The organism is Novosphingobium sp. FKTRR1 (assembly GCF_020404405.1).
In the GTDB taxonomy this organism is placed as follows: Bacteria; Pseudomonadota; Alphaproteobacteria; order Sphingomonadales; family Sphingomonadaceae; genus Novosphingobium.
The window spans coordinates 57,267-81,061 of the sequence record NZ_JAIZDA010000014.1 but is presented as its reverse complement, the minus strand read 5'-3'; the positions used below and the strand labels follow the sequence as shown (position 1 = coordinate 81,061).

The 23,795-nt window shown below is 65.5% G+C and carries 23 protein-coding genes, 2 pseudogenes and 1 other annotated feature; of the genes and pseudogenes, 6 read left to right on the top strand and 19 right to left on the bottom strand.

What is annotated here, in order from left to right; genetic code table 11:
- The first annotated feature begins 93 nt into the window (after nt 1-93).
- Nucleotides 94-1,518: a transposase gene (locus tag LDN95_RS14090; protein WP_004212896.1), complete on the top strand. Its 1,425-nt coding sequence runs from the start codon at nt 94-96 to the stop codon at nt 1,516-1,518.
- 6 nt (nt 1,519-1,524) lie between these two features.
- Here LDN95_RS14090 and LDN95_RS14085 read toward each other — a convergent pair whose 3' ends face one another.
- The 5 genes from LDN95_RS14085 to LDN95_RS14065 form a co-directional block, all read right to left on the bottom strand.
- Entirely contained in the window at nt 1,525-2,091 is a 567-nt protein-coding gene (locus LDN95_RS14085) for a recombinase family protein (protein WP_004212894.1), read from the bottom strand.
- Between the two features lie 141 nt (nt 2,092-2,232).
- The gene (locus LDN95_RS14080; protein WP_004213294.1) at nt 2,233-2,466 is read right to left on the bottom strand and encodes a cold-shock protein; all 234 of its coding nucleotides are present in this window, start codon (nt 2,464-2,466) and stop codon (nt 2,233-2,235) included.
- An 18-nt stretch (nt 2,467-2,484) separates the two neighbouring features.
- Nucleotides 2,485-2,679 (bottom strand): TraR/DksA C4-type zinc finger protein, encoded by a 195-nt coding sequence (locus tag LDN95_RS14075; RefSeq protein WP_004213295.1) that lies wholly within the window; start codon nt 2,677-2,679, stop codon nt 2,485-2,487.
- A 154-nt stretch (nt 2,680-2,833) separates the two neighbouring features.
- Nucleotides 2,834-3,676: a universal stress protein gene (locus LDN95_RS14070; RefSeq protein WP_004213296.1), complete on the bottom strand. Its 843-nt coding sequence runs from the start codon at nt 3,674-3,676 to the stop codon at nt 2,834-2,836.
- Between the two features lie 11 nt (nt 3,677-3,687).
- Nucleotides 3,688-5,172 (bottom strand): SulP family inorganic anion transporter, encoded by a 1,485-nt coding sequence (locus LDN95_RS14065; protein ID WP_007684580.1) that lies wholly within the window; start codon nt 5,170-5,172, stop codon nt 3,688-3,690.
- 87 nt (nt 5,173-5,259) lie between these two features.
- Nucleotides 5,260-5,314: a sequence feature (sul1 is cis-regulatory element that is thought to sense ions involved in sulfur or methionine metabolism; They are found in Alphaproteobacteria), on the bottom strand.
- A 165-nt stretch (nt 5,315-5,479) separates the two neighbouring features.
- On the opposite strand from LDN95_RS14065, the pseudogene LDN95_RS14060 reads away from it, so the two are divergent.
- Nucleotides 5,480-5,866: pseudogene (locus tag LDN95_RS14060) on the top strand (iron permease); the annotation flags it as partial.
- A gap of 126 nt (nt 5,867-5,992) precedes the next feature.
- Here LDN95_RS14060 and LDN95_RS14055 read toward each other — a convergent pair.
- The 3 genes from LDN95_RS14055 to LDN95_RS14045 all read right to left on the bottom strand — a co-directional run bounded on the left by LDN95_RS14055 (nt 5,993) and on the right by LDN95_RS14045 (nt 9,331).
- The gene (locus LDN95_RS14055) at nt 5,993-6,325 is read right to left on the bottom strand and encodes a four-helix bundle copper-binding protein (RefSeq protein ID WP_039335527.1); all 333 of its coding nucleotides are present in this window, start codon (nt 6,323-6,325) and stop codon (nt 5,993-5,995) included.
- 112 nt (nt 6,326-6,437) lie between these two features.
- Nucleotides 6,438-6,866, bottom strand: coding sequence for a Cu(I)-responsive transcriptional regulator (gene cueR / locus LDN95_RS14050; protein WP_082013386.1), 429 nt, complete (start codon nt 6,864-6,866; stop codon nt 6,438-6,440).
- 11 nt (nt 6,867-6,877) lie between these two features.
- The gene (locus LDN95_RS14045; protein ID WP_052242504.1) at nt 6,878-9,331 is read right to left on the bottom strand and encodes a heavy metal translocating P-type ATPase; all 2,454 of its coding nucleotides are present in this window, start codon (nt 9,329-9,331) and stop codon (nt 6,878-6,880) included.
- Between the two features lie 134 nt (nt 9,332-9,465).
- Here LDN95_RS14045 and LDN95_RS14040 point away from each other — a divergent pair, with 134 nt between their 5' ends.
- Both LDN95_RS14040 and LDN95_RS14035 read left to right on the top strand, forming a co-directional pair.
- Nucleotides 9,466-9,660: a heavy-metal-associated domain-containing protein gene (locus LDN95_RS14040; RefSeq protein WP_030541577.1), complete on the top strand. Its 195-nt coding sequence runs from the start codon at nt 9,466-9,468 to the stop codon at nt 9,658-9,660.
- 138 nt (nt 9,661-9,798) lie between these two features.
- Complete coding sequence (locus LDN95_RS14035) at nt 9,799-10,170, top strand: hypothetical protein (RefSeq protein WP_030541578.1); 372 nt, start codon at nt 9,799-9,801, stop codon at nt 10,168-10,170.
- Between the two features lie 114 nt (nt 10,171-10,284).
- Here LDN95_RS14035 and LDN95_RS14030 read toward each other — a convergent pair whose 3' ends face one another.
- The 6 genes from LDN95_RS14030 to LDN95_RS14005 form a co-directional block, all read right to left on the bottom strand.
- Nucleotides 10,285-10,626: a hypothetical protein gene (locus LDN95_RS14030; RefSeq protein WP_030541579.1), complete on the bottom strand. Its 342-nt coding sequence runs from the start codon at nt 10,624-10,626 to the stop codon at nt 10,285-10,287.
- 110 nt (nt 10,627-10,736) lie between these two features.
- Nucleotides 10,737-12,071, bottom strand: coding sequence for an MFS transporter (locus LDN95_RS14025; RefSeq protein ID WP_039335384.1), 1,335 nt, complete (start codon nt 12,069-12,071; stop codon nt 10,737-10,739).
- A gap of 37 nt (nt 12,072-12,108) precedes the next feature.
- Nucleotides 12,109-12,615: a YqaA family protein gene (locus LDN95_RS14020; RefSeq protein WP_081856854.1), complete on the bottom strand. Its 507-nt coding sequence runs from the start codon at nt 12,613-12,615 to the stop codon at nt 12,109-12,111.
- Between the two features lie 44 nt (nt 12,616-12,659).
- Nucleotides 12,660-13,028: a hypothetical protein gene (locus tag LDN95_RS14015; protein WP_226018254.1), complete on the bottom strand. Its 369-nt coding sequence runs from the start codon at nt 13,026-13,028 to the stop codon at nt 12,660-12,662.
- A 24-nt stretch (nt 13,029-13,052) separates the two neighbouring features.
- Nucleotides 13,053-13,313, bottom strand: a complete 261-nt coding sequence (locus LDN95_RS14010; RefSeq protein ID WP_226018253.1) for a hypothetical protein — start codon at nt 13,311-13,313, stop codon at nt 13,053-13,055.
- Nucleotides 13,314-13,332: 19 nt separating this feature from the next.
- Nucleotides 13,333-14,007: a HupE/UreJ family protein gene (locus tag LDN95_RS14005; RefSeq protein WP_226018252.1), complete on the bottom strand. Its 675-nt coding sequence runs from the start codon at nt 14,005-14,007 to the stop codon at nt 13,333-13,335.
- A gap of 164 nt (nt 14,008-14,171) precedes the next feature.
- On the opposite strand from LDN95_RS14005, the gene LDN95_RS14000 reads away from it, so the two are divergent.
- Together LDN95_RS14000 and LDN95_RS13995 are read left to right on the top strand one after the other, a co-directional pair.
- A protein-coding gene (locus tag LDN95_RS14000) for an IS3 family transposase (protein ID WP_156135803.1) occupies nt 14,172-15,343 on the top strand; the annotation gives its coding sequence in 2 pieces (ribosomal slippage) (nt 14,172-14,436 and nt 14,436-15,343; 1,173 coding nt in all).
- 31 nt (nt 15,344-15,374) lie between these two features.
- Nucleotides 15,375-15,506, top strand: a pseudogene (locus LDN95_RS13995) (integrase); the annotation flags it as partial.
- A gap of 121 nt (nt 15,507-15,627) precedes the next feature.
- Here LDN95_RS13995 and LDN95_RS13990 read toward each other — a convergent pair.
- The 5 genes from LDN95_RS13990 to LDN95_RS13970 all read right to left on the bottom strand — a co-directional run bounded on the left by LDN95_RS13990 (nt 15,628) and on the right by LDN95_RS13970 (nt 23,462).
- Nucleotides 15,628-16,923: a hypothetical protein gene (locus LDN95_RS13990; protein WP_013039108.1), complete on the bottom strand. Its 1,296-nt coding sequence runs from the start codon at nt 16,921-16,923 to the stop codon at nt 15,628-15,630.
- 248 nt (nt 16,924-17,171) lie between these two features.
- A complete protein-coding gene (locus tag LDN95_RS13985; protein ID WP_226018251.1) occupies nt 17,172-17,561 on the bottom strand; it encodes a copper-binding protein in 390 nt (129 codons plus the stop codon).
- A gap of 11 nt (nt 17,562-17,572) precedes the next feature.
- The gene (locus LDN95_RS13980; RefSeq protein ID WP_039335394.1) at nt 17,573-20,716 is read right to left on the bottom strand and encodes an efflux RND transporter permease subunit; all 3,144 of its coding nucleotides are present in this window, start codon (nt 20,714-20,716) and stop codon (nt 17,573-17,575) included.
- Entirely contained in the window at nt 20,713-22,203 is a 1,491-nt protein-coding gene (locus tag LDN95_RS13975; RefSeq protein WP_125964300.1) for an efflux RND transporter periplasmic adaptor subunit, read from the bottom strand. The genes LDN95_RS13980 and LDN95_RS13975 overlap by 4 nt, the downstream gene beginning before the upstream one ends.
- Nucleotides 22,200-23,462, bottom strand: coding sequence for a TolC family protein (locus tag LDN95_RS13970; RefSeq protein ID WP_039335398.1), 1,263 nt, complete (start codon nt 23,460-23,462; stop codon nt 22,200-22,202). The genes LDN95_RS13975 and LDN95_RS13970 overlap by 4 nt, the downstream gene beginning before the upstream one ends.
- Nucleotides 23,463-23,795 lie beyond the last annotated feature (333 nt).

The window sequence follows — 23,795 nt, the reverse complement described above, 5'->3', positions numbered from 1 at the left end:
CGAGAGCAAGCGGCCGGGGCTGTTGAAAAAGGCCGGGTGAGCCGATCGCGTTCCTAACGGGTTCCCTGCTTCGACACATCGGGAGCAGCGGCCATGATGGGTGAGCAACAGCGAGGCGGCAAGGGCGCAAGTTGGCGGGCGCTAGGAGCGATGATCCCCGCCGATCACATCCTACGCAGGATAGACGGACTGATCGACCTGGGTGAACTGCGCGATGCGCTCGCGCCGCATTATAGTCGCCGTGGGCGTCCCTCGATAGCGCCTGAATTGCTGGTCCGCATGGCGCTTATCGCTCGCCTCTATGGCATCACGTCGGAACGCCGGCTGTGCGAGGAAGTCCGCTTCAATCTCGCTTATCGCTGGTTCTGCCGATTGCCGCCCGACGCGCGGGTGCCGCACCACTCGACGTTTAGCAAGAACCGGCATGGCCGCTTCCGCGATGCCGGCATCTTCCGCATCCTGTTCGAGCAGACTGTTCGGCGCTGCGCCGACGCGCGGCTGATCGCCCACAAGGATGCCGCAATCGACGCATCGTTTGTCGCGGCCGACGCAAGCTGGCAGCGCAAGATGCGGGACGCCGACATAGCCGCGCCCCGGCTTCCCCGCCCGGTTTGCGAATGGCTGGCGGATCAGGCCAATGCTCCACCGCAGGAACATGGCGTGCCGCGTGGCAAGCCGGCCGAGGTGTCACGCACCGATCCGGCGTCGGCTTGGTCTGCGCGCACGGCGCGGGGCCGGTTCGGCTATGCCCTGAATATCCTGATCGACACGCCGGGAGGGGTGACGATCGACGTGGAGGCCAGTCCCGCCCGCTTCGCGGCGGAAGTCGATGCGGGGCGGACCATGCTGGCACGGGCCGATGATCGGTTCGGCTACCGGCCAAAGCGCGTCGCGGCTGACACCGCCTACGGCAGCGCCGCGTTCCTGGCGTTTGTCACCGATCGCGGCACCATCCCGCATATCCCGGTGCTGGAACGATCCGAACAGACCAAGGGCAAATTCCCCCGCGAAGCCTTCCGCTATGAACGGGAGCAGGACCGCTATGTCTGTCCTGCTGGCAAGATACTGCCCTTTCGTGGTGCCGATCGTCGGGCGGGCTTTCTCCGATACAGCGCCAGTCCCTCCGACTGCCGCGCCTGTCACCTCAAACGGAAATGCACCGCAGGCAGCAACAGGTCGGTGACGCACAGCGAACATGAGGACGTGCGCGAGCTGGTGCGCGGCGAGATGCAGACGCCCCTATTCAAGCGGTCGATGCGACTGCGTCGGGGCGTCGAGCGGGTGTTTGCCGATGCCAAGGGTAAGCGGGGGCTAACCCGTTTGCACCTTCGCGGCCTGCGCGGTGCCGAGGAAGAGTTTCTGTTGGGCGCGGCCATTGCCAATCTCGTACTGCTGGCCCGCCCCGCCGCACGACCGGCACGGACCCGCCGCCCGCCCCCGGTGCCGGAACGGATCGATCACATGGCCCGGATCAGCCGGGGCCGGTTCGAGCAATCTTACTACGCGACGATCTTCTGACACCAATTAGCCAGGTTCGCGCTCGGCCGCAGGGAAGTGGCGATAGAAGGTGGAACGGCCGACCTGTAGCAGCTTCGCGACCTTCGCTGGTTTATCGCCGGCCTTGAGCAGCTTGCGGGCGGTATCGAGCATGTCGGGCGTCATGACGGACTTGCGGCCCCCGCCCGTGCCGCCCTTGGCCCGTGCCGCTGCCAAACCAGCAATCGTCCGTTCCTTTATCAGTTCTCGCTCCATCTCCGCGACGGAAGCGAGGATATGGAACAGCAGCCGGCCCGATGGGGTGGCCGTGTCGAACCCGTCCGTCAGGGATCGGAAATCAATCTTGCGAGCGGACAGGTCCGCCGCCAGTTCGATCAGGCCCCCAATCGAACGGCCAAGGCGATCGAGCTTCCATATCACCAGCGTATCGCCCGCCCGCACGAAATTGAGAGCTTCGGTCAGGCCGGGACGGTTCAGCTTCGCGCCGCTCACCTTGTCGGTGAACAGCTTTTCACAGCCAGCCTTGGTCAGCGCATCGGTTTGTAGCGTCAGGTCCTGATCGGAAGTCGAGACACGCGCATAACCAACCAGCATGAGTCCCGTTATCCCATCTCAAACAGCGAATTTCGGGACTTATATTTCGGGAACATATTTTGGGAAAGCCCCAGCGGGGATAGGGCGTGTTTTTGTGCCGGTGCCGGTCTTCCCGTTGGAGGTTCGTTTTTGGGAAACTGCTTATCGTCCGGGCGGGGGCGGTTCGTCGAACAGCATTTCCAGATCATCGGCCTCAAACCCGCCCTTGGGGCGCTCGACGAGCGTGAAGCGCCATCGCTGCCCGCGCCGTAGCTCAGTGAACCCGGCGCGCTCCGCCGCTCGGACGTGGACAAAGACCTTGGGCTGCTTGTCGTCACGAGAGATGAAGCCCCAGGCCCCACCACGGTCGAGGTATTTGATCGTTCCGGTCGGCATGATGCCTTCCTTTCGGGCCTAGCCCTCCTTGGCGCAGGCGAGGCACATCGTCGTCGCGGGCGCACGATCGAGGCGCTTGGCCTCGATTTCCTCACCACAGCGGACGCACCAGCCATAATCGCCGCTGTCGATCCGCATCAGTGCGGCGTCGATGCGGCTACATTCGGCTTGCCGGTGCCGCTGCGCCGCCAGTGCCATTGCCTGCACCTGCATGGCGTCGATCCGCGACAGGCGGCCGACGCTTTCCTGATCGAGCGTGACCGGGGCGCGCGTTTCCTCGGCCGCCGCATCATCGGCGACGAGCTGATCGCGAAGCGCCAGCAGTTGCCGACGCCGCGCATCAAGGTCCGGCGCGTCCCCGGCTATGTCAGCGTACCAACAGTACCGGGGCGCGAACGGTGCGGATCATCGTTGTCGTCGTGCTGCCGACGATCAGGGTGCGAAGCGGCGAGTGTCCATAGGCACCCATCACCAGCATCGCGCCGGGATGCGCCGCCATATGATCGCCGATCACCGCATCGACCTTGCCGTCACGCAGGACGGTTTCGGAACAGGCGGGCAGCGTTGCTGCCGCTGCGCCGAGCTGGTCGCGGTGTTTGCCATCATCCGGCCCCGCCATGACGAGGTGTACTGGCAAACCACCGAACAGCGGCGAGGTAGCGACATGACGGACAGCGCGGCAGGCGGCGGGGCTGTTGTCGAAGGCGATCACCACCGCGTCAGGTGCCTTGGCTTCGCGTGAGGCGATCAGCACCGGCTTGTCGCTGGCACGCACGACCCGTTCGACCTTGGAGCCGATATGGTCGGTCGCGAACTCGCCCGACGCGCCGCGCTTGCCGATGATGACCAATGCAGCATCGGCTTCACGCTCGACGATCGTCTCCACGATCCCTCCATGCAGGTGCATCGACGCGACCGTGATGCCCTGCTCCTTCAAGCGAGTGCCGCCTGCGTCCAGCAGGATGCGCCCTTCCTCGATGGCAAGACGCCCCGCCGCTTCCTCGATGCGGGTCAGCTCTTCCAGCAGCTCGCTTTTGACACCGAGGCCGATCGCGCCGCTATGATCGTTGCGCGATGCCACGGCATCCTTGCGCTGGACGACGTGCAGCAGCTCGACATCGGCCCCGAGCCGGGTAGCGGCCCAGGCCGCCAGATCGACGACGCTGGTCGCGTAGGTGGATGCGTCGATACAGGCCAATATGCGGTTCATAAGCCCTCTCCTCAGTGGGCGCCGAGCGCTGCTTCGGCGCCGGGCTTGTCATGGACGGCGAAGCGATCGACCATCGTCGCGCTCGCCTGATTGAGGCCGATGACCTCGACATGGGTGCCTTCGCGGCGGAACTTGAGGATCGCCTTGTCGAGGCTCCCCACCGCCGAAATGTCCCAGAAGTGCGCGGCGGTCAGGTCGATGACCACATTGTCCAGCACCTCCTTGAAGTCGAAGGCGTCGGCGAACCGCTCGGACGAGGCGAAGAACACCTGACCCGAGACGCGGTAGGTCCGCGTCCTGCCATCCGCGCTCAGCTCGGATGCCACGTCGAACAGGCGCTTGACCTTGCTGGCGAAGAACAGACCGGACAGGATCACGCCTGCGACCACGCCTTGCGCCAGATCGTGCGTCGAGACGACAACCAGCACCGTCACCAGCATGACAACCGACGACTGCCACGGATGGCTCTTGAGGTTCCTGATCGATCCCCAGGAGAAGGTGCCGATCGACACCATAATCATCACCGCGACCAGCGCCGGCATCGGAATGCGGGCGACCAGCGGCCCCAGTACGACGATCAGGAACAGCAGGAACGCGCCCGACACAAAGGTGGAAAGGCGGGTGGAGCCGCCCGACTTCACGTTGATGACCGACTGCCCGATCATGGCGCAGCCGCCCATCCCGCCGAGGAAGCCGGTCAGAAAATTGGCGATACCCTGCCCCTTCATCTCGCGGCGCTTGTTCGATGGCGTGTCGGTCAGATCATCGACGATCTGCGCGGTCATCATCGATTCCAGCAGGCCAACCGCCGCCATCGTCAGCGAATAGGGGAAAATGATGCGCAGCGTTTCCAGCGTGAACGGCACCTGTGGGATGCCGAACGCTGGCAGCGACGAGGGCAGCTTGCCCATATCGCCCACCGTGTTGACCTTGATGCCGGCATAGATCGAGACGATCGTCAGGATCACGATCGCGACCAGCGGCGACGGGATCGCCTTGGTCAGACGCGGGAACAGGTAGATGATCGCCAGGCCCGCCGCGACCATCGCGTAGGTTTCCCACCCGACGTTCGTTAGCTGGGGAAGCTGCGCGATGAAGATTAGGATCGCGAGCGCGTTGACGAAGCCGGTGATGACCGAGCGTGACACATACTGCATCAGCAGGTCGAGCTTCAGGAAGCCGGCGACGCCCTGGATCAGTCCCATGAGGATGGTGGCGGCAAAGAGGTACTGGACGCCGTGATCGCGGATCAGCGGCAGGACAAGAACCGCAATGGCGGCGGTTGCGGCCGAAATCATGCCGGGGCGTCCGCCCACGAGCGAGATGATGACGGCGATGGAGAAGGAGGCAAACAGCCCGACGCTTGGATCGACGCCGGCAATGATCGAGAAGCCGATGGCCTCCGGGATCAGCGCGAGCGCGACGACGATACCCGCAAGCACGTCGGCGCGCGGGTTCGAGAGCCATTCGCGTCGAAGCGAAGTAGCAAATGTCATGTAGAAACCTGATCGCAATAGCGAGGGGCGCACGCCGTCAGACGCGTTCAATCAACGATACTCGGAAGCGAGGCCCAAATTCGCTAAGGTTATCCCGGGGATAGGCGCCGGGCCGAGCCACCCGAATCAATCCGGGTCCGTCGAAGGCCTCTAGATAGTCACTGATCGGACCATATTGCAACTGCGAACATCAGCAGCCTGCATTCCCATAATACCATCCCATGCGAGACGGGATCGCAAAACCTTAGGGTGTCATTCCGCCCTCAACCGTACCCGGCCGCGAGCGGCGCATTTTTCAACAGCCCCGATCCTTTTCTACGCCGCGCTCTCGACACAGGGTAACACCGCGATGCTGCTGGCCGGCGCCGGCGCAGCGATCAGCCTTCTCGCCGTCATCGCCTGGGCCATGCTCCGCTACAGCCGGACGCTGCCGATTACGCAGTTCTTCCGCTACAGCTCGTGGCTGATGGCCGCTCTGACGGTCGTGCTGGCCGGTAAGGGAGTCGCTGCCCTCCAAGAGGCGGGGATCATCGACATAGCGCCGCTCGCCAGCGTGCCACGTATCTCGATGTTGGGCCTGTTCCCGACATTTCAGTCGGTGCTGGCACAACTCCTGATGCTTGCCGTGATCGTGATCGGGTTTGCCTGGAACCGCCGCGCCAAGCCGCGGGCGGGCGGGCCGCTAGCCTACTAGCGGCAGGGCAGACAACGCCCCTCTCTAAAGCGTTGCCGCAACCCTGACCGTGCATCGCACCGTCTCACGCGCCTTGGCTCGCAATGTAACGGGAGGGCGGCGGGGAAAGCGCCGCCCTCGGGCCATTTACGCGGCCATCTTGTCGCAAGCCTCGGCGCACTTGCGACATGCGGCGACGCAATCCTCCATGCCGTCCAGCCCTTCGCAGCTCGACGCGCACGCCCGGCAAATCTCGGCGCACTCGCGGCAGATATGCCGGTGGTGTTCGGACTTGCGCGCCATGAAGTCGATCGCGACGCTGCAAATCTGGGCACAGTCCAGCATCAGCTTCATGTGCTGCGGCTCGGCGTGCCGCCCTCCCGCCTCCAGGCAGTGATTCATCGCCATGTGAAGGCAGGTGATGTGGCATTCGTGGCAGGCGTCGATGCACGCCTTCATCTCGGGATCGATCTGATGCATTGTCTTTCCTTCCATATGCGCCCCGCTCCCCTCATAGATACGCGGTACTTGGCGCTATCCCTCGCCGCGGTTTGGACTTCACCGTCCTTACGGCTCGGACCATCGTCCAAGGTCAACCCTTTTCTTGCGCACAACGGAGAGTAACATGTTGAACTCCGACCGCAAGATCGTCCAGGATAGGGCAATCTGGCCGATCTCCGCCCGCGCAGCGACGCGCCAGATCTTCGAGCGACTTGCGCATCGCTCGGAGCTCGTGCTCCTTGCGCTCCATCTCCGCGGCTCGTGCAAGCGCGAGGGCCTTGACCTCACCACTCGCCCGATCGCCGTCCTGCCACAGCGCAACGAGCTGGCCGATCTCCGAAATTGGGAAGCCGAGATCGCGCGCGCGTCGGATGAAACGCAGCATGTGCACCTCGCGTTCGTCATAGTCGCGGTAGCCGGAATCACGCCGCGTGGCCTTGGGGATGAGGCCGATCGCCTCATAATGGCGGATCATCCGCTGGCTGACGCCCGAAGCTTTGGCAGCTTGTCCTATATTCACGTATTGTCTCCTCAAGCCGCTGTCGGACGCCAACGGCGAAGCGTCAGCGCATTGGCAGCGACGCTGACGCTCGACAGCGCCATCGCCGCGCCGGCGATCACCGGGCTTAGATAACCGAACGCCGCCAGCGGAATGCCGATCAGATTGTAGATGAACGCCCAGAACAAGCCTTGGCGGATCTTGGCATAGGTCCGCTTCGAGATGTCGATCGCGTCCGCCACCAGGCGTGGATCGCCCCGCATCAGCGTGATGCCCGCTGCGTGCATGGCGACGTCAGTGCCAGTCGACATGGCGATGCCGACATCCGCTGCAGCGAGGGCAGGGGCATCGTTGACGCCGTCGCCGACCATGGCGACCGTGCGGTCCTCGGCCCGCAACGCCGCTACCGCATCCGACTTTCCTTCCGGCAGGACATTGGCGACGAAGTCGTCGATGCCGAGCTTGGCTGCGGCTGCGCGGGCGCTTCCCGCATTGTCTCCGGTCAGCATCACGCTGCGTATGCCGCGGCCATGCAGCGCCGCCACGGCGGCCGCGGCGGAAGCCTTCACCTCGTCGCCGAACGCCAGCAGGCCGAGGAGGCGGCGTTCGGGCGCGCGCTCCGCAACCCAGGAGACCGTCCGTCCCTCGGCTTCCAGCCTGGCCGCCTCGGTGGCCAGCGGCGTCAGTGCGATAGCTTCGTCCTCCATCAAGCGCGTGCTGCCGAGGATCAGGTCGCGGCCGTTGACGTCTGCAGCAACCCCGCGGCCGGGCAGGCCGCGCATCCCGCTGGCGCGGGCGGGTTCGACGCCTTCCGAGCTGGCCCACGCCATGACGGCCCGTGCGAGCGGATGCTCGCTTCCGGCCTGAAGCGCCGCGGCGAGCGCGATGAGATCGGTGCGCTCGACCCCGGCGGCGGGCAGTCCGGCCAGCAGCGAGGGCTTGCCTTCGGTCAGCGTGCCGGTCTTGTCGAACGCAACGACATTGATGCGGTGCGCGGTCTCCAGCGCCTCGGCATCCTTGATGAGCACGCCGGCCCGCGCGGCAACGCCCGTACCGGCCATGATCGCGGTCGGAGTGGCTAGGCCGAGCGCGCACGGGCAGGCGATGACGAGCACCGCGACCGCGTTCAGGATCGCGACTTCCACTCCGGCGCCGGCGATCAGCCATCCGGCGAGGGTAAGCGCGGCTATGACGAGGACGATTGGCACGAACACGGCACTGACTTTGTCGACGAGCCGCTGGATCGGAGCCTTGGCGCCTTGCGCGCTTTCGACCAGGCGCACGATGCGGGCGAGGGTGGTCTCAGCCCCCACCGCCGTCGTCTCGACCAGGATGAGCCCGTCCGCGTTGATCGATCCGCCGGTCACTGGGTCTCCAGCGGCCTTGGCGACCGGAAGGCTCTCTCCGGTGAGCATGGATTCATCGACATGGGTCGCTCCCTCGATCAGTCGTCCATCGACGGGGATGCGCTCCCCGGGCCGGACGCGGACGCGGTCACCCGAGCGCACCTCCGCCAGGGCAATCTCTCGTTCGCTGCCGTCGGTGCCGACAACGCGAGCCTGGTCGGGCCGCAGCGCCATCAGCGCGCGGATCGCCTCTCCGGTCTGACGCTTGGCGCGGCCTTCGAGCCATTTGCCGAGCAGGATAAGGGTGATGACGACGGCCGAAGCCTCGAAGTAATAATGCGCGTCCATGCCGTGCATCGGCGCGAACAGCAGCTGGTAGAGGCTGAGCCCATAGGCGGCCGATGTGCCGATCGCGACCAGCAGGTCCATATTGCCGGTTCGGGCGCGCGCGGCCTTCCAACCCGCGCGATAGAAGCGCGCGCCCAGCCAGAACTGCACGGGCGTCGCGAGCAGCAGCTGGATCCAGCCCGGCACGGCCACCTCGATACCGAACGGGGCCAGCAGCATCGGAAAGACAAGCGGCAGCGACAGCGCCGCGGCGATCAGCACATGGCGGAGCTCTCTTGTTGCGGCGGCGTCGCGCCGGGCGTCCTCGGCGCCGCGTTCCGCCTCCGCCGATCCGGTGCGCGCCGATGCAGTGTAGCCAGCACTTTCGACAGCCTCGACCAAGACATAAGCGGGGACGTCACCCGCCGTTTCGATCCGCGCCGTCTCGGCCGCCAGGTTGACACTCGCGGAGCGGACGCCGGGCACTTTCAGCAGCGCCTTCTCGACCCGGGTGACGCAGGACGCGCAGGTCATGCCGGTGATCGTCAGCTCGGTCGTCTGTGTCACCGGGGTGTAGCCCGCCGCAAGAACCGCATCGGCTACGGCAGCGACATCGGATCGTCCATCGACGAACTCGACATTCGCGCGCTCCGTCGCGAGATTGACCGAGACGCCGGCAACGCCCTGCACCCCGGCGATGGCGCGCTCCACCCGCCCGACGCACGTCGCGCAGGTCATGCCATCGATGGCCAGCGACAGCCTTTCGTCGCTTCTCGTCTGTGCCTGCATTGGCAGCTGCGCCCGGGCGTTCATGGTCGTCTCCACTACTGAGTCGACGGCCTTATGGTCCCTCACATTGTGTCAAGGTCAACAGCTAAATTCACCTCTTGACCCTGACACAGTGTCAAGCCCCATATTTGTTTCATCCACCTTATGGGAGAACGAAGATGATCGACTTCAAAGTTCAGGGAATGACCTGCGGAGGCTGTGCGCGCGGTGTGACCAACGCGCTTCAGCGCGTCGATGCCAATGCCGTCGTCAACATCGATTTGGCGAGAAAGACCGTTTCGGTAAACTCGACGGCCGATGTACAGCAGCTCAAGCAGGCCATCGAGAAAGCCGGCTTCGCGGTGACGCAATAAAGCCCCATTTTGCCTAAGGGATTTGCGGGGCGGGCGCGTAAAACAATTGTGCGGTGATCCGCACGCGCCCGCCTCGCGATCATAAGTACAGGGGGACTGTATGCGTTCCGCAGCACAATGAATGAGGGTGGCAGATTGATGACCGACGGTGAGCGCAGTGGGTCAGGGAGCGACAAGGACGCCCTCGAAGTCGTCCTCATCACAGGTGCGAGCGGCTTTACAGCCGCCGCGCTAGTTGCCCAGCCGAGGGAACGCTACACGGTTGTCGGCCTGGATCGTGTCGGTCCTCCAGACCCGCGGCCGCCCGCGTCGGCAATCGGCTATGACATCACGGGCAACCCCAATCCGCTCTACGACAAGGCCACCGTGCACGACACCCGCCGGCTGATTGACGGGCTCCGGTCGTTCGACGTCGAGCAATTCGTCTTCGCCAGCACAATGCTGGTTCATAAGCCTGCCGCCACTCCGGAAGAGCGCATCAGCGAGGAGTCGCCAATCGGTGCGTCCTAGGCGTATCCACAGTCGAAAGTTGTTGCCGAAGCACTGCTGCACGCGAGGCGCGGTAAGATTCCCGTCGTCTTCCTCCCCGCCGCCGGAGTTTACGACGGCGACGGGCGCTCGGCGTTACTCGCGCAGCAGATATCCCAGATCTACGAGCATCGCGTGATCTCGCACTTTTATCACGGGATGCTGCGTGCGGCATCGGCGCACCGCGACGACTTGGCCGATGCCGTGCTTCGCCTGGTCGATCGGCGGCACGACCTTTCGGCCGAGCTGCCGCTGCTCATCGGCGCGCCCGGCTATGCCGAGATCCAGGACATCGTGGGCGAGGCGCTCGACGGCGAGGTCCGGAAGACTATCCGGATTCCGTAGCCGCTCGCGAAGGCCGGGATCATCCTGCAGAACGAAGCGCTCGGCAGCGACGACTTCATCCAGCCCTGGATGATCGACAGCAGCAACGACCACTATATCCTCGATATCTCCCGCGCGCGTTCGCTGCTCGGATGGTAGCCGAAACACAGTCTCCGCGACACGCTGCCCGCGATCGTCACCGCTCGCTTTCACACTCACTGCCGCTACTGGATCGGCCAGCGTGGATGCAGCTCGTCGATCACGAACGCGTGGCGGGCGCGACCGCCCGGATGCCCTTCGAGAAGATGGGGATGATCGAGTGGCAGATCGTCATGCCTGTGTGCTACCACTTCGGCGTCTTCACTGGGCCAGATGCGGAACGCAATCACCGTGCCGATTAGCGCCAGCACAGCGGCCGCAGCGAACGCGGCGCCCATGCCGCCGAATGCGCCGATCTGACCTGCCAGTGGATAGGCAATTAGCCAGCACACATGGCTAAGCGCGAATTGCGCTGCAAACAGGGCGGGCCGATCCTGCCCGCCCGAAGAGCGGCGTAGCAGCCGGCCACCAGGCGTAATGCTGGCCGAATAGGCAATGCCAAGTGCTAACCAGCCCACGAGGATCACGCCCCAATAATGGGGGGCGGCGTGGTCCTGCCAAGACAAGGCGAGCGCCGCCAGCGTGACCGTCATAGCCGAAGCGGCCGACAGCATCACTGTCCGATCGGAGAGCCGTTCAAGCAAACGCGGCAGCAACAGCGCCGCCAGCATCGAGCCGCCACCGAAAGCGGCGAGCGTGATCGCCATCGCGCTCTGTCCACGCCCAAGGGCCGACTGTACCAGCACTGGCGTATTAACAATCACCATCGCACTGGCCGCGGCGGCTGCAAGAGTCACGGCGAGCAGGCCACGAAGCCGAGGCGTTTTGAGGTAAAGCCGGGCGCCGCGCGTGGTATTATAATAGATGCCGCCCGTCGGCCGGCTGGCAGCGGCCCGCGGAAGCACGGTCGTCAACACAAGAAGGGCCGAACAGGCAAAACCGATTGCAGTGCCTGAGAACAGCCAGTGGAAGCTCATAACCGTAAGCAGCGCGGCAGCGAGCATCGGGCTTGTCAGGCTTTCCATGTCATAGGCGAGGCGAGAGAGGGACAGCGCCTTAGTATAGTCCTGTTCCTCGGGCAGCACGTCAGGGATGGTCGCCTGGAAGGTCGGCGTGAACCCTGCCGAAGCCGATTGCAGCACGAAGATCAGTACGTAGATTTGCCACACCTGATCGATGAAGGGCAGCGCGAGCGCGACCAGGCAACGGATCAGGTCCATCGCGATGAGGAAACTACGGCGCGGCAATCGGTTTGCATAGGCGCCGACAATCGGGGCCACACCGATATAAGCGATCATCTTGATCGCCATCGCTGTGCCCAGCACGGCACCCGCGTCAGCACCAGCGACGTCATAGGCGAGCAGGCCCAACGCGACGGTAGCGAGGCCGGTGCCGATCAGCGCGATGATCTGGGCCAAGAACAGATGGCGATAGGTTCGGTTGGCCAATATTTTGAGCATGGCTACCTCGTTGGGCCCGTGAGACTGGTCTGCAGCCTCATGCGGTCAGATAACCATGCGCCACCATCAGCACTAGATAGCGTCCGGATTTGGCGATCGTGACCAGCAGGAGGAAGCGGGAAAGCGGCGTGCGCAAGACGCCGGCGATAAGCGTCAGGGGATCGCCGATGATGGGCAGCCATGAGAACAGCAGGGAAAGCGCGCCGAACCGGCGATAGCGCCTTTCCGCTTTCGCCATTGCGGTCTCCGAGACCGGGAACCAGCGGGCGCCGCGATGATGCGCGAGAAAGCGGCCAAGCGCCCAGTTGAGTGTTGAGCCCAGCACATTGCCCACCGACGCGGCCAGGAGCAGCGGGACCGGCTCGAACCTTCCGGAAGCCAGCATGGCGAGCAGCAGCAGTTCGGATTGTGCCGGCAGCAGGGTTGCAGCAACCAGCGCAGCCAGAAACAGGCCAGGATAACCCAGCGCGAGAAGATCGATGTCCGGCAGCTGAAAACTCTCCGGTAAAACGCATGACGCCGACGATCCCACCGCGCTGTTCATGAGGGCTCGCACGGCGGGATTCGATCGGACGAGATGCAGCGATGTCAGACAACCCGCTTGATCTCACTATAGGCGCCCTCGGTGCGTAGCATGATCGTCACCGGGGCACCCGAACGGTTGCGCCAGAACCAGCCGTGGCTGCCGTCGAATGCGGCGACGAGATCGCCTTGCTCGCCGGTCGACGCTTGGCCCTTGCCATAACCATGATAGGAGATGCCCGGAGCGTCCGCGTGGGTGTCGTAATTGACGTGGCCGCCCTCTACCGACCACTTGAAGACGACACGGGCGCCCTTACTGGCCTTGAACTTGACCTCCGCGCCTTCGCCTGGCGCAAGTGTCAGGCGCGTCGTGTCGGTGCGCCCATCGGCTTCGCTCGCGAGGGGCACCTTCGGGGGCGCGGCTACCGGTTGCACGCTGCCGCCTGCAGCCTGCTCCACCTATGCGAGGGCTGGCGCCTGCGCCGCCACTGCATCGGCGGCGGCGTTCTGTGCTGTTTCTTCAGCCAGCTGGACTTTGATTTCGCCCATCTGGGTAAGGCCCAGCGCGCGGCCGGCTCCGGTGGGATCGACACCATATTCCGAGGGCAGAATGACCGCGACGAGAAGGGCGCTGGCGGAGATGGCGGCAACGAGTGTCGCCCGGATCAATTGCCGATTGGTGGGCAGGTCGTCGAGATTGGGACGTTGGGCGTTGAACATGGTCGAAACCTCCTTGAAATCAGGCGACGGCAAAGCCGACGAGCTGGTAGCCGACCAGCACGAAGCCGGCGGCCATCAGGATGGTGTTGGCGGCGAAGGCGTGGCGCATGAAACTTGAGGTCCGGCGCCAGTAGCCCATCAGGATCAGGATGGCGCCGAGCGCGAGAAGTTGCCCGATCTCGACGCCGATATTGAAGGCGATCAGGTTGGCGAGCAGGCCGTCACTTGAAATCTCGAACTCAAGAATCTTTGTCGCCAGGCCGAACCCGTGGAAGAAGCCGAACACCAGCGTCGCGACCTTGGTATTGGGTTGGAAGCCGAACCAGCGCTGGAACGCGCCAAGATTGTCGAGCGCCTTATAGACAACCGACAGGCCGATGATTGCGTCGATGAGATAGGCGTTGGCGCTGATCCCCATCAGCACGCCGAACAGCATGGTCGTCGAATGGCCGATCGCGAACAGCGTCACGTAAAGACCGATGTCCTTCATCCGGTAGAGGAAGAAGATCACGCCGAACAGGAACAGCAGATGGTCGTAGCCCGTGACCATGTGCTTGGCGCCCAGATACACGAACGGGAGAAACAGGACGCCGCTGCTTTCCTGGATATAGCCCTTGTCGCCTTCCGCGACATTGTGGGCGAACGCCTCGACCCTGAGGCAGAAGGAAAAAGCAAGCAGCCCGAGGGCGATCATCAGCCTGCTTCGTGAGATATGCTGGGTAAGGGTTGCGTATAAGCTCATCGGAGAACTCCTTGGCCGGTCTCTCGCGCGCCGCCGGGCGCAGGCGGGAGCGGTGAGCTGCCCCCTTCTGAGTGGTCCATTGACTATGAGAGTCTGGACCAAGGAAGGGACGACGTATGCCTGCGAAGAAGCACAAGCCGGAGGAGATCATCGGCAAGCTGCGTGAGGTGGAGATTATGCTGGGCCAGGGCGGCACGACTGCCGAGGCGTGCCGGCGGATCGCGGTCAGCGAACAGACCTACTATCGCTGGCGCAAGGAATATGGCGGCCTGGAAACGGATCAGGTGCGGCGGATGAAGGACCTGGAGAAGGAGAATCTGCGGCTGCGCCGCGCGATCTCCGATCTGACGCTGGATAAGCTCATCCTTCAGGAGGCCGCCAAGGGAAACTTCTGAGCCCCGCACGGCGTCGGCGCTGCATCGACCAGGTCCGGGAGGTGCTGGATGTATCCGAGCGGCGAGTGTGCCGCGTGCTCGGCCAGCACCGGTCGACGCAACGCAAGGTGCCATGCGGGGCAGATGACGAGGAGGCGCTGACCGACGACATCGTCGCGCTGGCCAAGCAGTATGGGCGCTATGGCTATCGCCGGGTGACAGCATTGCTGCATGCGTCCGGCTGGTCGGTGAACCATAAGCGGGTCGAGCGGATCTGGCGGCGCGAGGGGCTCAAGGTGCCTCAGCGCCAACCGAAACGCGGCCGGCTGTGGTTGAACGATGGCTCATGCATCCGGCTGCGGCCGGAGTATCCGGGGCATGTATGGGCCTACGACTTCGTCGAGGAACGAACCCATGACGGACGCAAGTTCCGCATCCTGACCATCATCGACGAGGCCAGCCGCGAGTGCCTGGCGCTGGTCGTCGCGCGCCAGCTCCGCCACGAAGACGTGCTGGCAGCGCTGGCCGAGTTGTTCATCGAGCGTGGTCCGCCAGCGCATATCAGATCCGACAACGGCAGCGAGTTCATCGCCACCGCCGTCCAAACCTGGCTCGGGCAGATCGGCGTGAAGACGCTCTACATCGCGCCGGGCTCGCCATGGGAGAACGGCTACAACGAGAGCTTCAACGGCTCGCTGCGCGACGAACTGCTGAACGGCGAGATTTTCTACAGCCTCGCCGAGGCCAGGGTGCTGATCGAGGCATGGCGGCGTCACTACAACACCGTCCGGCCGCACAGCAGCCTTGGCTACCGACCACCGGCTCCGGAAGCGGCAACACCGCCATTGCCGGCCTCCGGTTCCGCTTCGCTCCACCTCCGACCGGCAATGGCGGCGGAGACGACAATGCACTAACTATCAACCCGGACCACCCGGTGGGGGCTGCTCAAGCGGAGAGGATCTGGCTGGGATCATGGATGCATTGCGGTGGAAGTCACCGCGAATGCCACTCGCCTATAATCGCAACCTTGCTGCAGAGCAGGGCGCAGCGGGCAGGCTGATGGCGAAGATCGGCTGATGGGGTCGCTGGTCGACTCGATTGCAGGAGGGCGTCGCTCCCCAAGCAACCTCATCGGACCGGCATGAGCTTATGGAGCTGGCCGGTGGCCCTTGCCAGCAGCGGCACAATGGTCCGTGTTTCAGGGAAGGGGGCTTGAGATCGCCTTGATGGCCTTCAATCCCGTTCCAAAACGAGCGATCGCGTCCCTGTTTCTCTCCAGCTCGCCATAGGGCAGATAGGCGAAGTCGAGATCGGCAATACGGCTGAAAGCCGGGCGACGGAGTTGCGCGCGAACGTCCTGCTCGCGCGCATTCGGTGCGACCAGGAATAGCCCGGCGGCAGCGTGCAGATCGCTCCCCGACAGCGCCAGATCGAGCATGCGCACGATCCCCGAGTAGATCGAGGTCGAATGTTCAACCTCGAACGCGGCGGCGACGCCGTCGCCACCCTTCGCCAGCCACAACACGTCGATGAGGCGGATCGAGTCCGCTCCGGGAGAGGTCGCAATGGCGTCTGGAAGGCGCTCGAGGCATCCCTGTCCAAGCGGGCAGCCAGCGTGAAGTCGACCGCGGTCATTGGCGGCGATCCACACATCGTAACCGAGGGCATGGCCGAGGTCGCGCAGCCAGGCCTGGATTTCGGCGTGCGTGCGATCGGTTTCGCCCTGCGCGGCGGCTGTCTTGTCGAGCCGGCTTGCCTCCGCTCTGGCATGTTCCAATCTGCCGAGCCAGTCGTCGGCCGCCGTTGCGTCATCCTCCAGCGGTGGCGCGGGATAGCGGCCCGAGCCAATGTCGAACAACAGTCCGCCGATCGCGCCGAGATCGTTGGAGAGCAACTCGCGGTAACGGTCGTTGAGGTCGAGGATGCCGGCGCGCATGGCGAGAAAATGATCCCATGACCCGAGCTTCACCTTGGCGCCGGTGACGGCATTGTAGCCCTTGACGATCGCGGTATTGAAGGGCGGCACCAGCGTCGGGTGAAGGAAATAGAGCAGGTTGGCCGCCGCCGGCCCCAGCCCCTTGATCTTGAGCGCGTCTATGCTGCGGATGTGGCTGATGATCTCCTCGGCGGTATCGCAGCACGAGCAATTGTCGAGCAGGCGACCGAACGCCCGCTGGTTGTCCGGGCTTTCGTAGATGTCTGGAATGCGCAGCTTGGGCTTCCACAGCCAGGCATGGTCGGCGCCCTTGAAGATCTGCCGCTGTTCGGCGATCGAGTGGACAACCGTTTCCAGTGACGAGCCGCGATAGGCGACGCCGAACCGCCCACTTTCGATTTCTGCGACCACCTGCTGCAGCCCGCGACGGATGGAGCGGAAGTTTTTCAGCCGTTCGTCCCACAGAAACCAGGAGCGATAGGTGGCGCCGGGATCGTCTCGCCAACGACGGACAAGCTCGCTCACGAGATCATGATGTGTCGCGGGTAACAAGGTCATACTGGCTGGGTCATCTAAACTGGGCTCCTTGCCGTTCAGGCTATCGCGAGCAAGGGCGGCTTGCACGTTCAATGTGCGATCCGCGAAGCGTGCTCAAATTGTCGGTGATCGCGCAGGGAAACGCCGCTGGCATTGGGCGTTGCCGGTCGCAACCGTCGACCGGGCGCACAGCCAGGCAGACGGCCGGCACGGGCGTCGCCGCCCGGGAGCGGCGACGCAACCAGCTTTTTCCGGTCGAACTTAGCGGATCACTGCTTTGCGATCGCGGTGACCTCGCCATCGCTGCCCTTGAGCGAGAGGTCGAAATCGACCTTGTCGCCGACCTTGACCGCATCGGTGATCGACGGCGCGGCCTTGAACGCCATCGTCATCGCGGGCCACTTGGCCTCCGGGATCGGACCATGATCGAGCGTGATCGTGCCTGCCGCCTTGTCGATCGCGGTGACGGTGCCATGGCCCTTGGCCTTGATCGCGGCGTTCGCGTCAGGCGCCATCGACATGTTGCCCATGTCGCCGCTCATGGTCGCGGCGGGCTCCGCCTCGTTGGTCTCAGTCGCAACGGGGGCCTCCGCCTTCTTGCCGCACGCGGCAGTCAGGGCGGCGAGGCCGAGGGCAATGGTCAGTCGTGCATGGTTCATCGTCTTCTCCTTCATGATGAAACGGGTTGAGGGATGGGATCGGTCTTGGGCCGGCGCAACAGCAGGTAGGCGGCGGGCAGGACGAACATTGAGAGCAAGGGCGCGGTCAGCATGCCGCCGATCATCGGCGCGGCAATCCGGCTCATGACCTCCGAACCCGCGCCTGATCCCAGCAGGATCGGCAGCAGGCCGGCCAGGATCACCGCCACCGTCATCGCCTTGGGACGGACGCGCAGCAGCGCGCCTTCGCGCACGGCGGCCTCGACCTCGGCAGCGTCCGGATGTGCGCCGCGCTCGGCCAGCGCGTTCTTGAGATAGATCAGCATCACCACCCCGAACTCGGCGGAGACGCCGGCGAGCGCGATGAACCCGACCCCGGTGGCGATCGACTGGTTGAACCCCAGCAGATAAAGCGTCCAGATGCCGCCGGTCAGCGCAAACGGCAGCGTCCCCATGATCAGCGCCGCCTCGTCGAAGCGGCCGAAGATGAGGTAGAGCAGCACGAAGATGATCAGCAGCGTCGCGGGCACGACCAGCTTCAAGCGGTCGACCGCGCGCTCGAGATATTCGAACTGGCCAGAGTAAGCGATGCTGACCCCAGGCGAGAGCCTGACCTGTTTCGCCACCGCACGCTGCAGATCGCCGACCACCGAGGCAAGATCGCGCCCGCGCACATCGACGTAGACCCAGGTCGAAGGCCGGGCATTCTCGGTCTTGAGCATCGGCGGTCCCTCGGCGATCGAGACGTTTGCCACGGTGCCCAAGGTGATCTGCTGGCCCGCGGGCGTCAGGATCGGTAGCGCCCGCAGCCTTTCGAGGCTGTCGCGCAATTCGCGCGGATAGCGCACGCTGATCGGATAGCGGGCGAGGCCCTCGACCGTCTCGCCGATCGTCTCGCCGCCGATCGCGCCGGAGACGATGGCCTGGACGTCGGCGATGTTGAGCCCGAACCGCGCGGCGGCGGCGCGGTCTATGTCGACATCGACATAGCGTCCGCCGGTCAGCCGCTCGGCGAGCGCCGAGCTGACGCCGGGCACGCTCCTGGCCACGGTCTCGACATCATGCGCGATGCGGTCGAGCTCGGCGAGGTCACTGCCCGACACCTTGACCCCGATCGGGCTCTTGATGCCCGTCGCGAGCATGTCGATGCGGTTGCGGATCGGCGGCACCCAGATATTGGCGAGACCCGGAAGCTTCACCCGGCGATCGAGCTCGTCGACAAGGCGTTCGGGCGTCATGCCCGACCGCCACTGGTCGCGGGGCTTGAATTGGATCGTCGTCTCGAACATTTCGAGCGGCGCGGGATCGGTCGCGGTCTCGGCGCGGCCGGCCTTGCCGAACACGCTTTCGACTTCGGGCACGGTCTTGATCAGGCGGTCGGTCTGCTGGAGCAGCTCACTCGCCTTGGCGGCCGAGAGGCCCGGCAGCGCCGAGGGCATGTAGAGCAGGTCGCCCTCGTCGAGATTGGGCATGAACTCGCCGCCGAGCCGGCTGAGCGGCCAGGCCGTGGTGGCGAACACCAGAGCCGCGATCAGCAGCACTGCCTTGGGCCGCTTCATCGTCCAGTCGATCGCGGGCCGGTAGATATTGGTGAGCCAGCGATTGACCGGATTGGCCTGCTCGGCCGGAATGCGGCCCCGGATCAGCCAGCCCATCAGGATCGGCACCAGGGTCACCGACAGGATCGCGGCCGCGCCCATCGCATAGGTCTTGGTGAAGGCGAGCGGCGCGAACAGCCGGCCTTCCTGCGCCTCCAGGGTGAAGACCGGAATGAACGACAGCGTGATGATCAGCAGGCTGAAGAACAGCGCCGGCCCGACCTCGGCCGCCGCCTCGGTGACGACGATCCAGCGCATCTCGCCATCGAGATGTCTGTCCGGGTGATCCTGCTCCCAGCGTTCGATCCTCTTGTGGGCGTTCTCGATCATGACGACCGCCGCATCCACCATCGCGCCGATGGCGATGGCGATGCCGCCCAGCGACATGATGTTGGCGTTCACCCCCTGGAACCGCATTACGACGAACGCGGCCAGCACACCGAGCGGCAAGGTCAGGATCGCGACCAGCGCCGAGCGGACGTGCCAGAGGAACAGGGCGCAGACCAATGCGACGACGATGAACTCCTCGACCAGCTTGCGGGTGAGGTTCTCGACCGCGCGATCGATCAGCTGCGAGCGGTCATAGACCGTGACCACCTCGACGCCCGGCGGCAGGCTTTTCCTGAGATCGGCGAGCTTGTCCTTGACCGCCGCGATGGTCTCACGGGCGTTCTTGCCTGACCGAAGAATAACGACGCCGCCGGCGACCTCGCCTTCGCCGTTCAGTTCGGCGATGCCGCGCCGCATCTCGGGGCCGACCTGGATCGTGGCGACATCGCCGAGCCGGACGGGCACGCCGCCCGCCGCAGTCTTGAGCGGGATTGCCCGGAAATCGTCGAGCGTTTTCAGATAGCCCGAGGCGCGGACCATATATTCGGCCTCGGCCATTTCCAGCACCGAGCCGCTGGCTTCCTGATTGGCTTGGCTGATCGCCTGCACTGCCTGGGCGTGGGTTACGCCGTAGGCCGCGAGCTTCACCGGATCGAGCAGCACCTGGTACTGCTTGACCATGCCGCCGATGCTGGCGACTTCGGCCACGCCGGTCACGGTCTTCAGCTCGTAGCGCAGGAACCAGTCCTGCAACCCGCGAAGCTGCGAGAGATCGTGCCGGCCGGTGCGGTCGACCAGCGCATATTCATAGACCCAGCCGACCCCGGTCGCGTCCGGCCCGAGCGCGCTGCGGGCGCTGGCCGGCAACCGACCCTGGACCTGGTTGAGATATTCGAGCACGCGGCTGCGCGCCCAGTAGAGATCGGTGCCGTCCTCGAAGATCACATAGACGAAGCTGTCGCCGAAGAAGCTATAGCCGCGCACCGTCTTGGCGCCGGGCACCGACAGCATGGTGGTGGTGAGCGGATAGGTGATCTGGTTCTCGACGATCTGCGGCGCCTGACCCGGATAGGAAGTGCGGATCACGACCTGCACGTCGGAAAGATCGGGCAGCGCGTCGATCGGGGTCGAGCGCACCGCCCACAGGCCCGCGCCGACCAGCGCGAGCATGCCGAGCACGACGAAGAAGCGGTTCCTCACCGACCAGCGGATGAGATGGGCGATCACTGGCCCGCCACCTTCGCCATATGCCGCAGCGTCGGTCCCGCCGGGGGCCGGTCGAACCCGAACCGGACCCGGTCACCCGCCTTGAAGCCGCGCGCGATGCCCGGATTGGCGAGCGCGAAGGTCATCGTCATCGCCGGCCAGTCGAGCGCGGGAACGGGCTCGTGGCTGAGCGTCACCGAATTGGCCGTGATCCGCTCGATCTTGCCCGTCGTCTCGTACAGCGTGGCTTTCGACGCCGGCGCGGCGATGGTCGCCGATGCCGCACCGCCGCCGATCGGCCGCGCCTCGATTCCCGACAGGCTCGCCTCGGAATCGATCAGGAACTGCCCCGAGACGACGACGTTCTCGCCGGGCGACAGGCCGGCAAGGATCTCGGTCTCGCCGCCTGCCTCGCGGCCGATGCGGACCTCGGCGGGATGATAGCGCCCGTCGCCTGCGGCCAGCATGACGAGCGTGCGCCTGCCCGTGCGGATCACCGCTTCGCTCGGCACCAGCAGCGCCGGCTTGGCATCGCCGCCAAGCGCGACGCTGGCGAACATGCCCGGCCGCAACCGGCCGTCCCGGTTGGGCAGCTCGATCCGCACGGTGAGCGTGCGGCTGTCGGCCTGCGTGGTCGGCAGGATCGCGATCACCCGGCCGGCGAAGCGCTCGCCGGGGAAGCCCGCCAGCGTGGTGCTGGCATTCTGGCCGACCCGGACATCGCCCGCGCGCGCTTCGGGCACCGCGGCATTGAGCCAGACGGTGCCGAGCCCGCTTACCTGGGCGAGCGTCTGGCCCATGGCGAGCGTCACGCCGGCACGGGCGTCGAGCGTCTGGATCGTGCCCGAGATCGGCGTCGTGATCGTCACCACGCCGTTCGGGCGTCCGCTCCGCTCGACGCTGGCGATGAGGCCGTCGGACATGCCCATCAGCCGCAGTCGCTGGCGCGCGGCCGCGGTGAGGTCGGGCTTGCCGAGCCGCCTGACGCTCAGATATTCGGTCTGCGCGCCGCCCCATTCGGGCAGGAGCAGGTCCGCGATCGGCGCGCCGGCGCGGACCACGTCCCCGGGCGCTCGCGCATAGACGCGGCTCACGAACCCGCCCGAACGCGCCTGGATGACGGCGACGTCGCGCTGGTTGAAGTCGATCGTGCCGGTGACCTCGAGGGCCGAGGCAAGGCTGCCCATCTTCGCCGCGACGACCCGCAATCCCAGGCTCTGCCGCGCGGCGGGATCGACGGCGACCGTGGGGGCCGCGCCGGCGCTTCCTCCGTCCGCGTATCGCGGCACGAGCTGCATATCCATGAAGGGCGACTTGCCGGGCTTGTCGAACTTCTGGTTGGGGAACATCGGATCGTACCAGTAAAGGACTTTGCCTGCCCCGGCGGGCGTGGTCGCCTCCGATTGCGGTGTCTGGCGATGGCCAGCCCAATAGCCTGTGCCGCCGGCCAGCAGCGCGACAGCCAGGATCGATGCGCCCCAGCGCAGCGCGGATTTATCGAGCGTCATGGCCGCTCCTCCCCATAGGTGATAGTGATGCGGACCGCGTCGCGCGCGACGTCGGCTTCGCGGTTGAGCGCCTCGACCTCGGCCTCCGCGAGCCCGAGCGTCGTGAGCAGCGCGGCGCCAAGGTCGAGCTTGCCGGCGCCATAGCTGTCGCGGTCGAGCTCGGCGCGGTGCCTGGCGAGTGGCACCAGCGTCTCGCGGGCATTGCGCAACCGGGAGAGATGCATGGCATGGTCTGCGAGATCGGCGTCGAGCTGCGCCACCAGCTCGCGGCGGATCGCCTCGCGGTCGAACCGACCCCCTTGCGCAAGGCTCTCGCTTGCAGCGATCCTGGGGTTCTGGCGCTTGCCGGCGAACAGCGGCAGGTCGATCGACACGCCGACCGAGGCCATGTCGCCGTACATGGGATCGCGCCGGCCATAGGTGACGCCGACCTTCCAGTCGGGGCGCTTGTCGGCGCGCGCGAGACGCACGTCCGCTTCGGCGACTGCGATCCGCGCGTCCTGCGCGCGCAGGGCGGGAAGCGCATCGATCCCGGCCCGCAGCCGGATCGGATCGACATCGAGCATCGGCGGGTCGCCCGTCGCCTGCGGGTCGGGGTCGCCGGTATAGCGCGCGAGCCGGGCCCGCGCCTGCGCCACCACCGCAGCCATCTCGGCGCGGCGATCGGCGATGGCGGCGCGGAGCTGGTCGGGCTCGAGCGCCTGGCTCGGGCGCGCGCTGCCCGACGCCAGGCGTGCGGTCACGGTCTTCTGCAGGTCGTCGAGACTGGCATCGAGCAGGTCGAGCTGCCGGAGCCGGCGTTCGCCATAATAGAGATCGATCCATGCGAGCGCGGTCTCGAGCCGCACGTTGCGGCCTTCGACCAGCTCGCCCGCCTCGGCGACACCGATATCGGCCGCGGCGCGCGCGGCGCGTGCATGGCGCTTGGCGAGATTGGGGAAGGCCTGGCTGAACCCGATCGTCGCCATGGTGAAATCGTCGCGCGTGAAGCTGCCGGCATTGGGGCCGCTCACCGGGAAGTTCTGCAGGCCCAGGTCGAGCGTCGGATCGGGCAGGCGATCGGCCGCGACCGCCGAGGAGCGGGCGCCAGCTGTCGCCGCCGCGCGCGCCTTGAGGCTTGGCGCATTGGCGGCAGCGAGCCTCAGTGCCTGCTCGTAGGTGAGCGGGCCGGCCGACACCGGCACGGCCCAGGCGCTCGCAAGCGTCGCACCGAGTGGGAGCAACAGGCGTCGCACAGCGCGCCTCGGCATCATGATCATGGATATCATCCCCTCATGACAGAGGCGGCGCGCCACCATGTGACGCGCCGCTCCGGAGTGGGTTAGCCCTTGTCCGACCTGACTGCGCCGCGCATGCAGTCGGCGGCGCTTGCCTGCATCATCGCGCAATCGCAGCTGGCGATGTCCCGGCTCTGGGGCACCCATATGCGGACACGCGCAGGGCCGGTCGCCCGCGGACCATATTGCGGCGCCGAGCGCCATTCCCAATGGCCCTGAGGCGTGCGGCTCGCGTCGGCTGCAAGCGCAGGCGCGGCGAGACCGAGGGCCGCCACAAGGGCGGCCGGAAGCATTTTGATCATCACGAAGACCTTT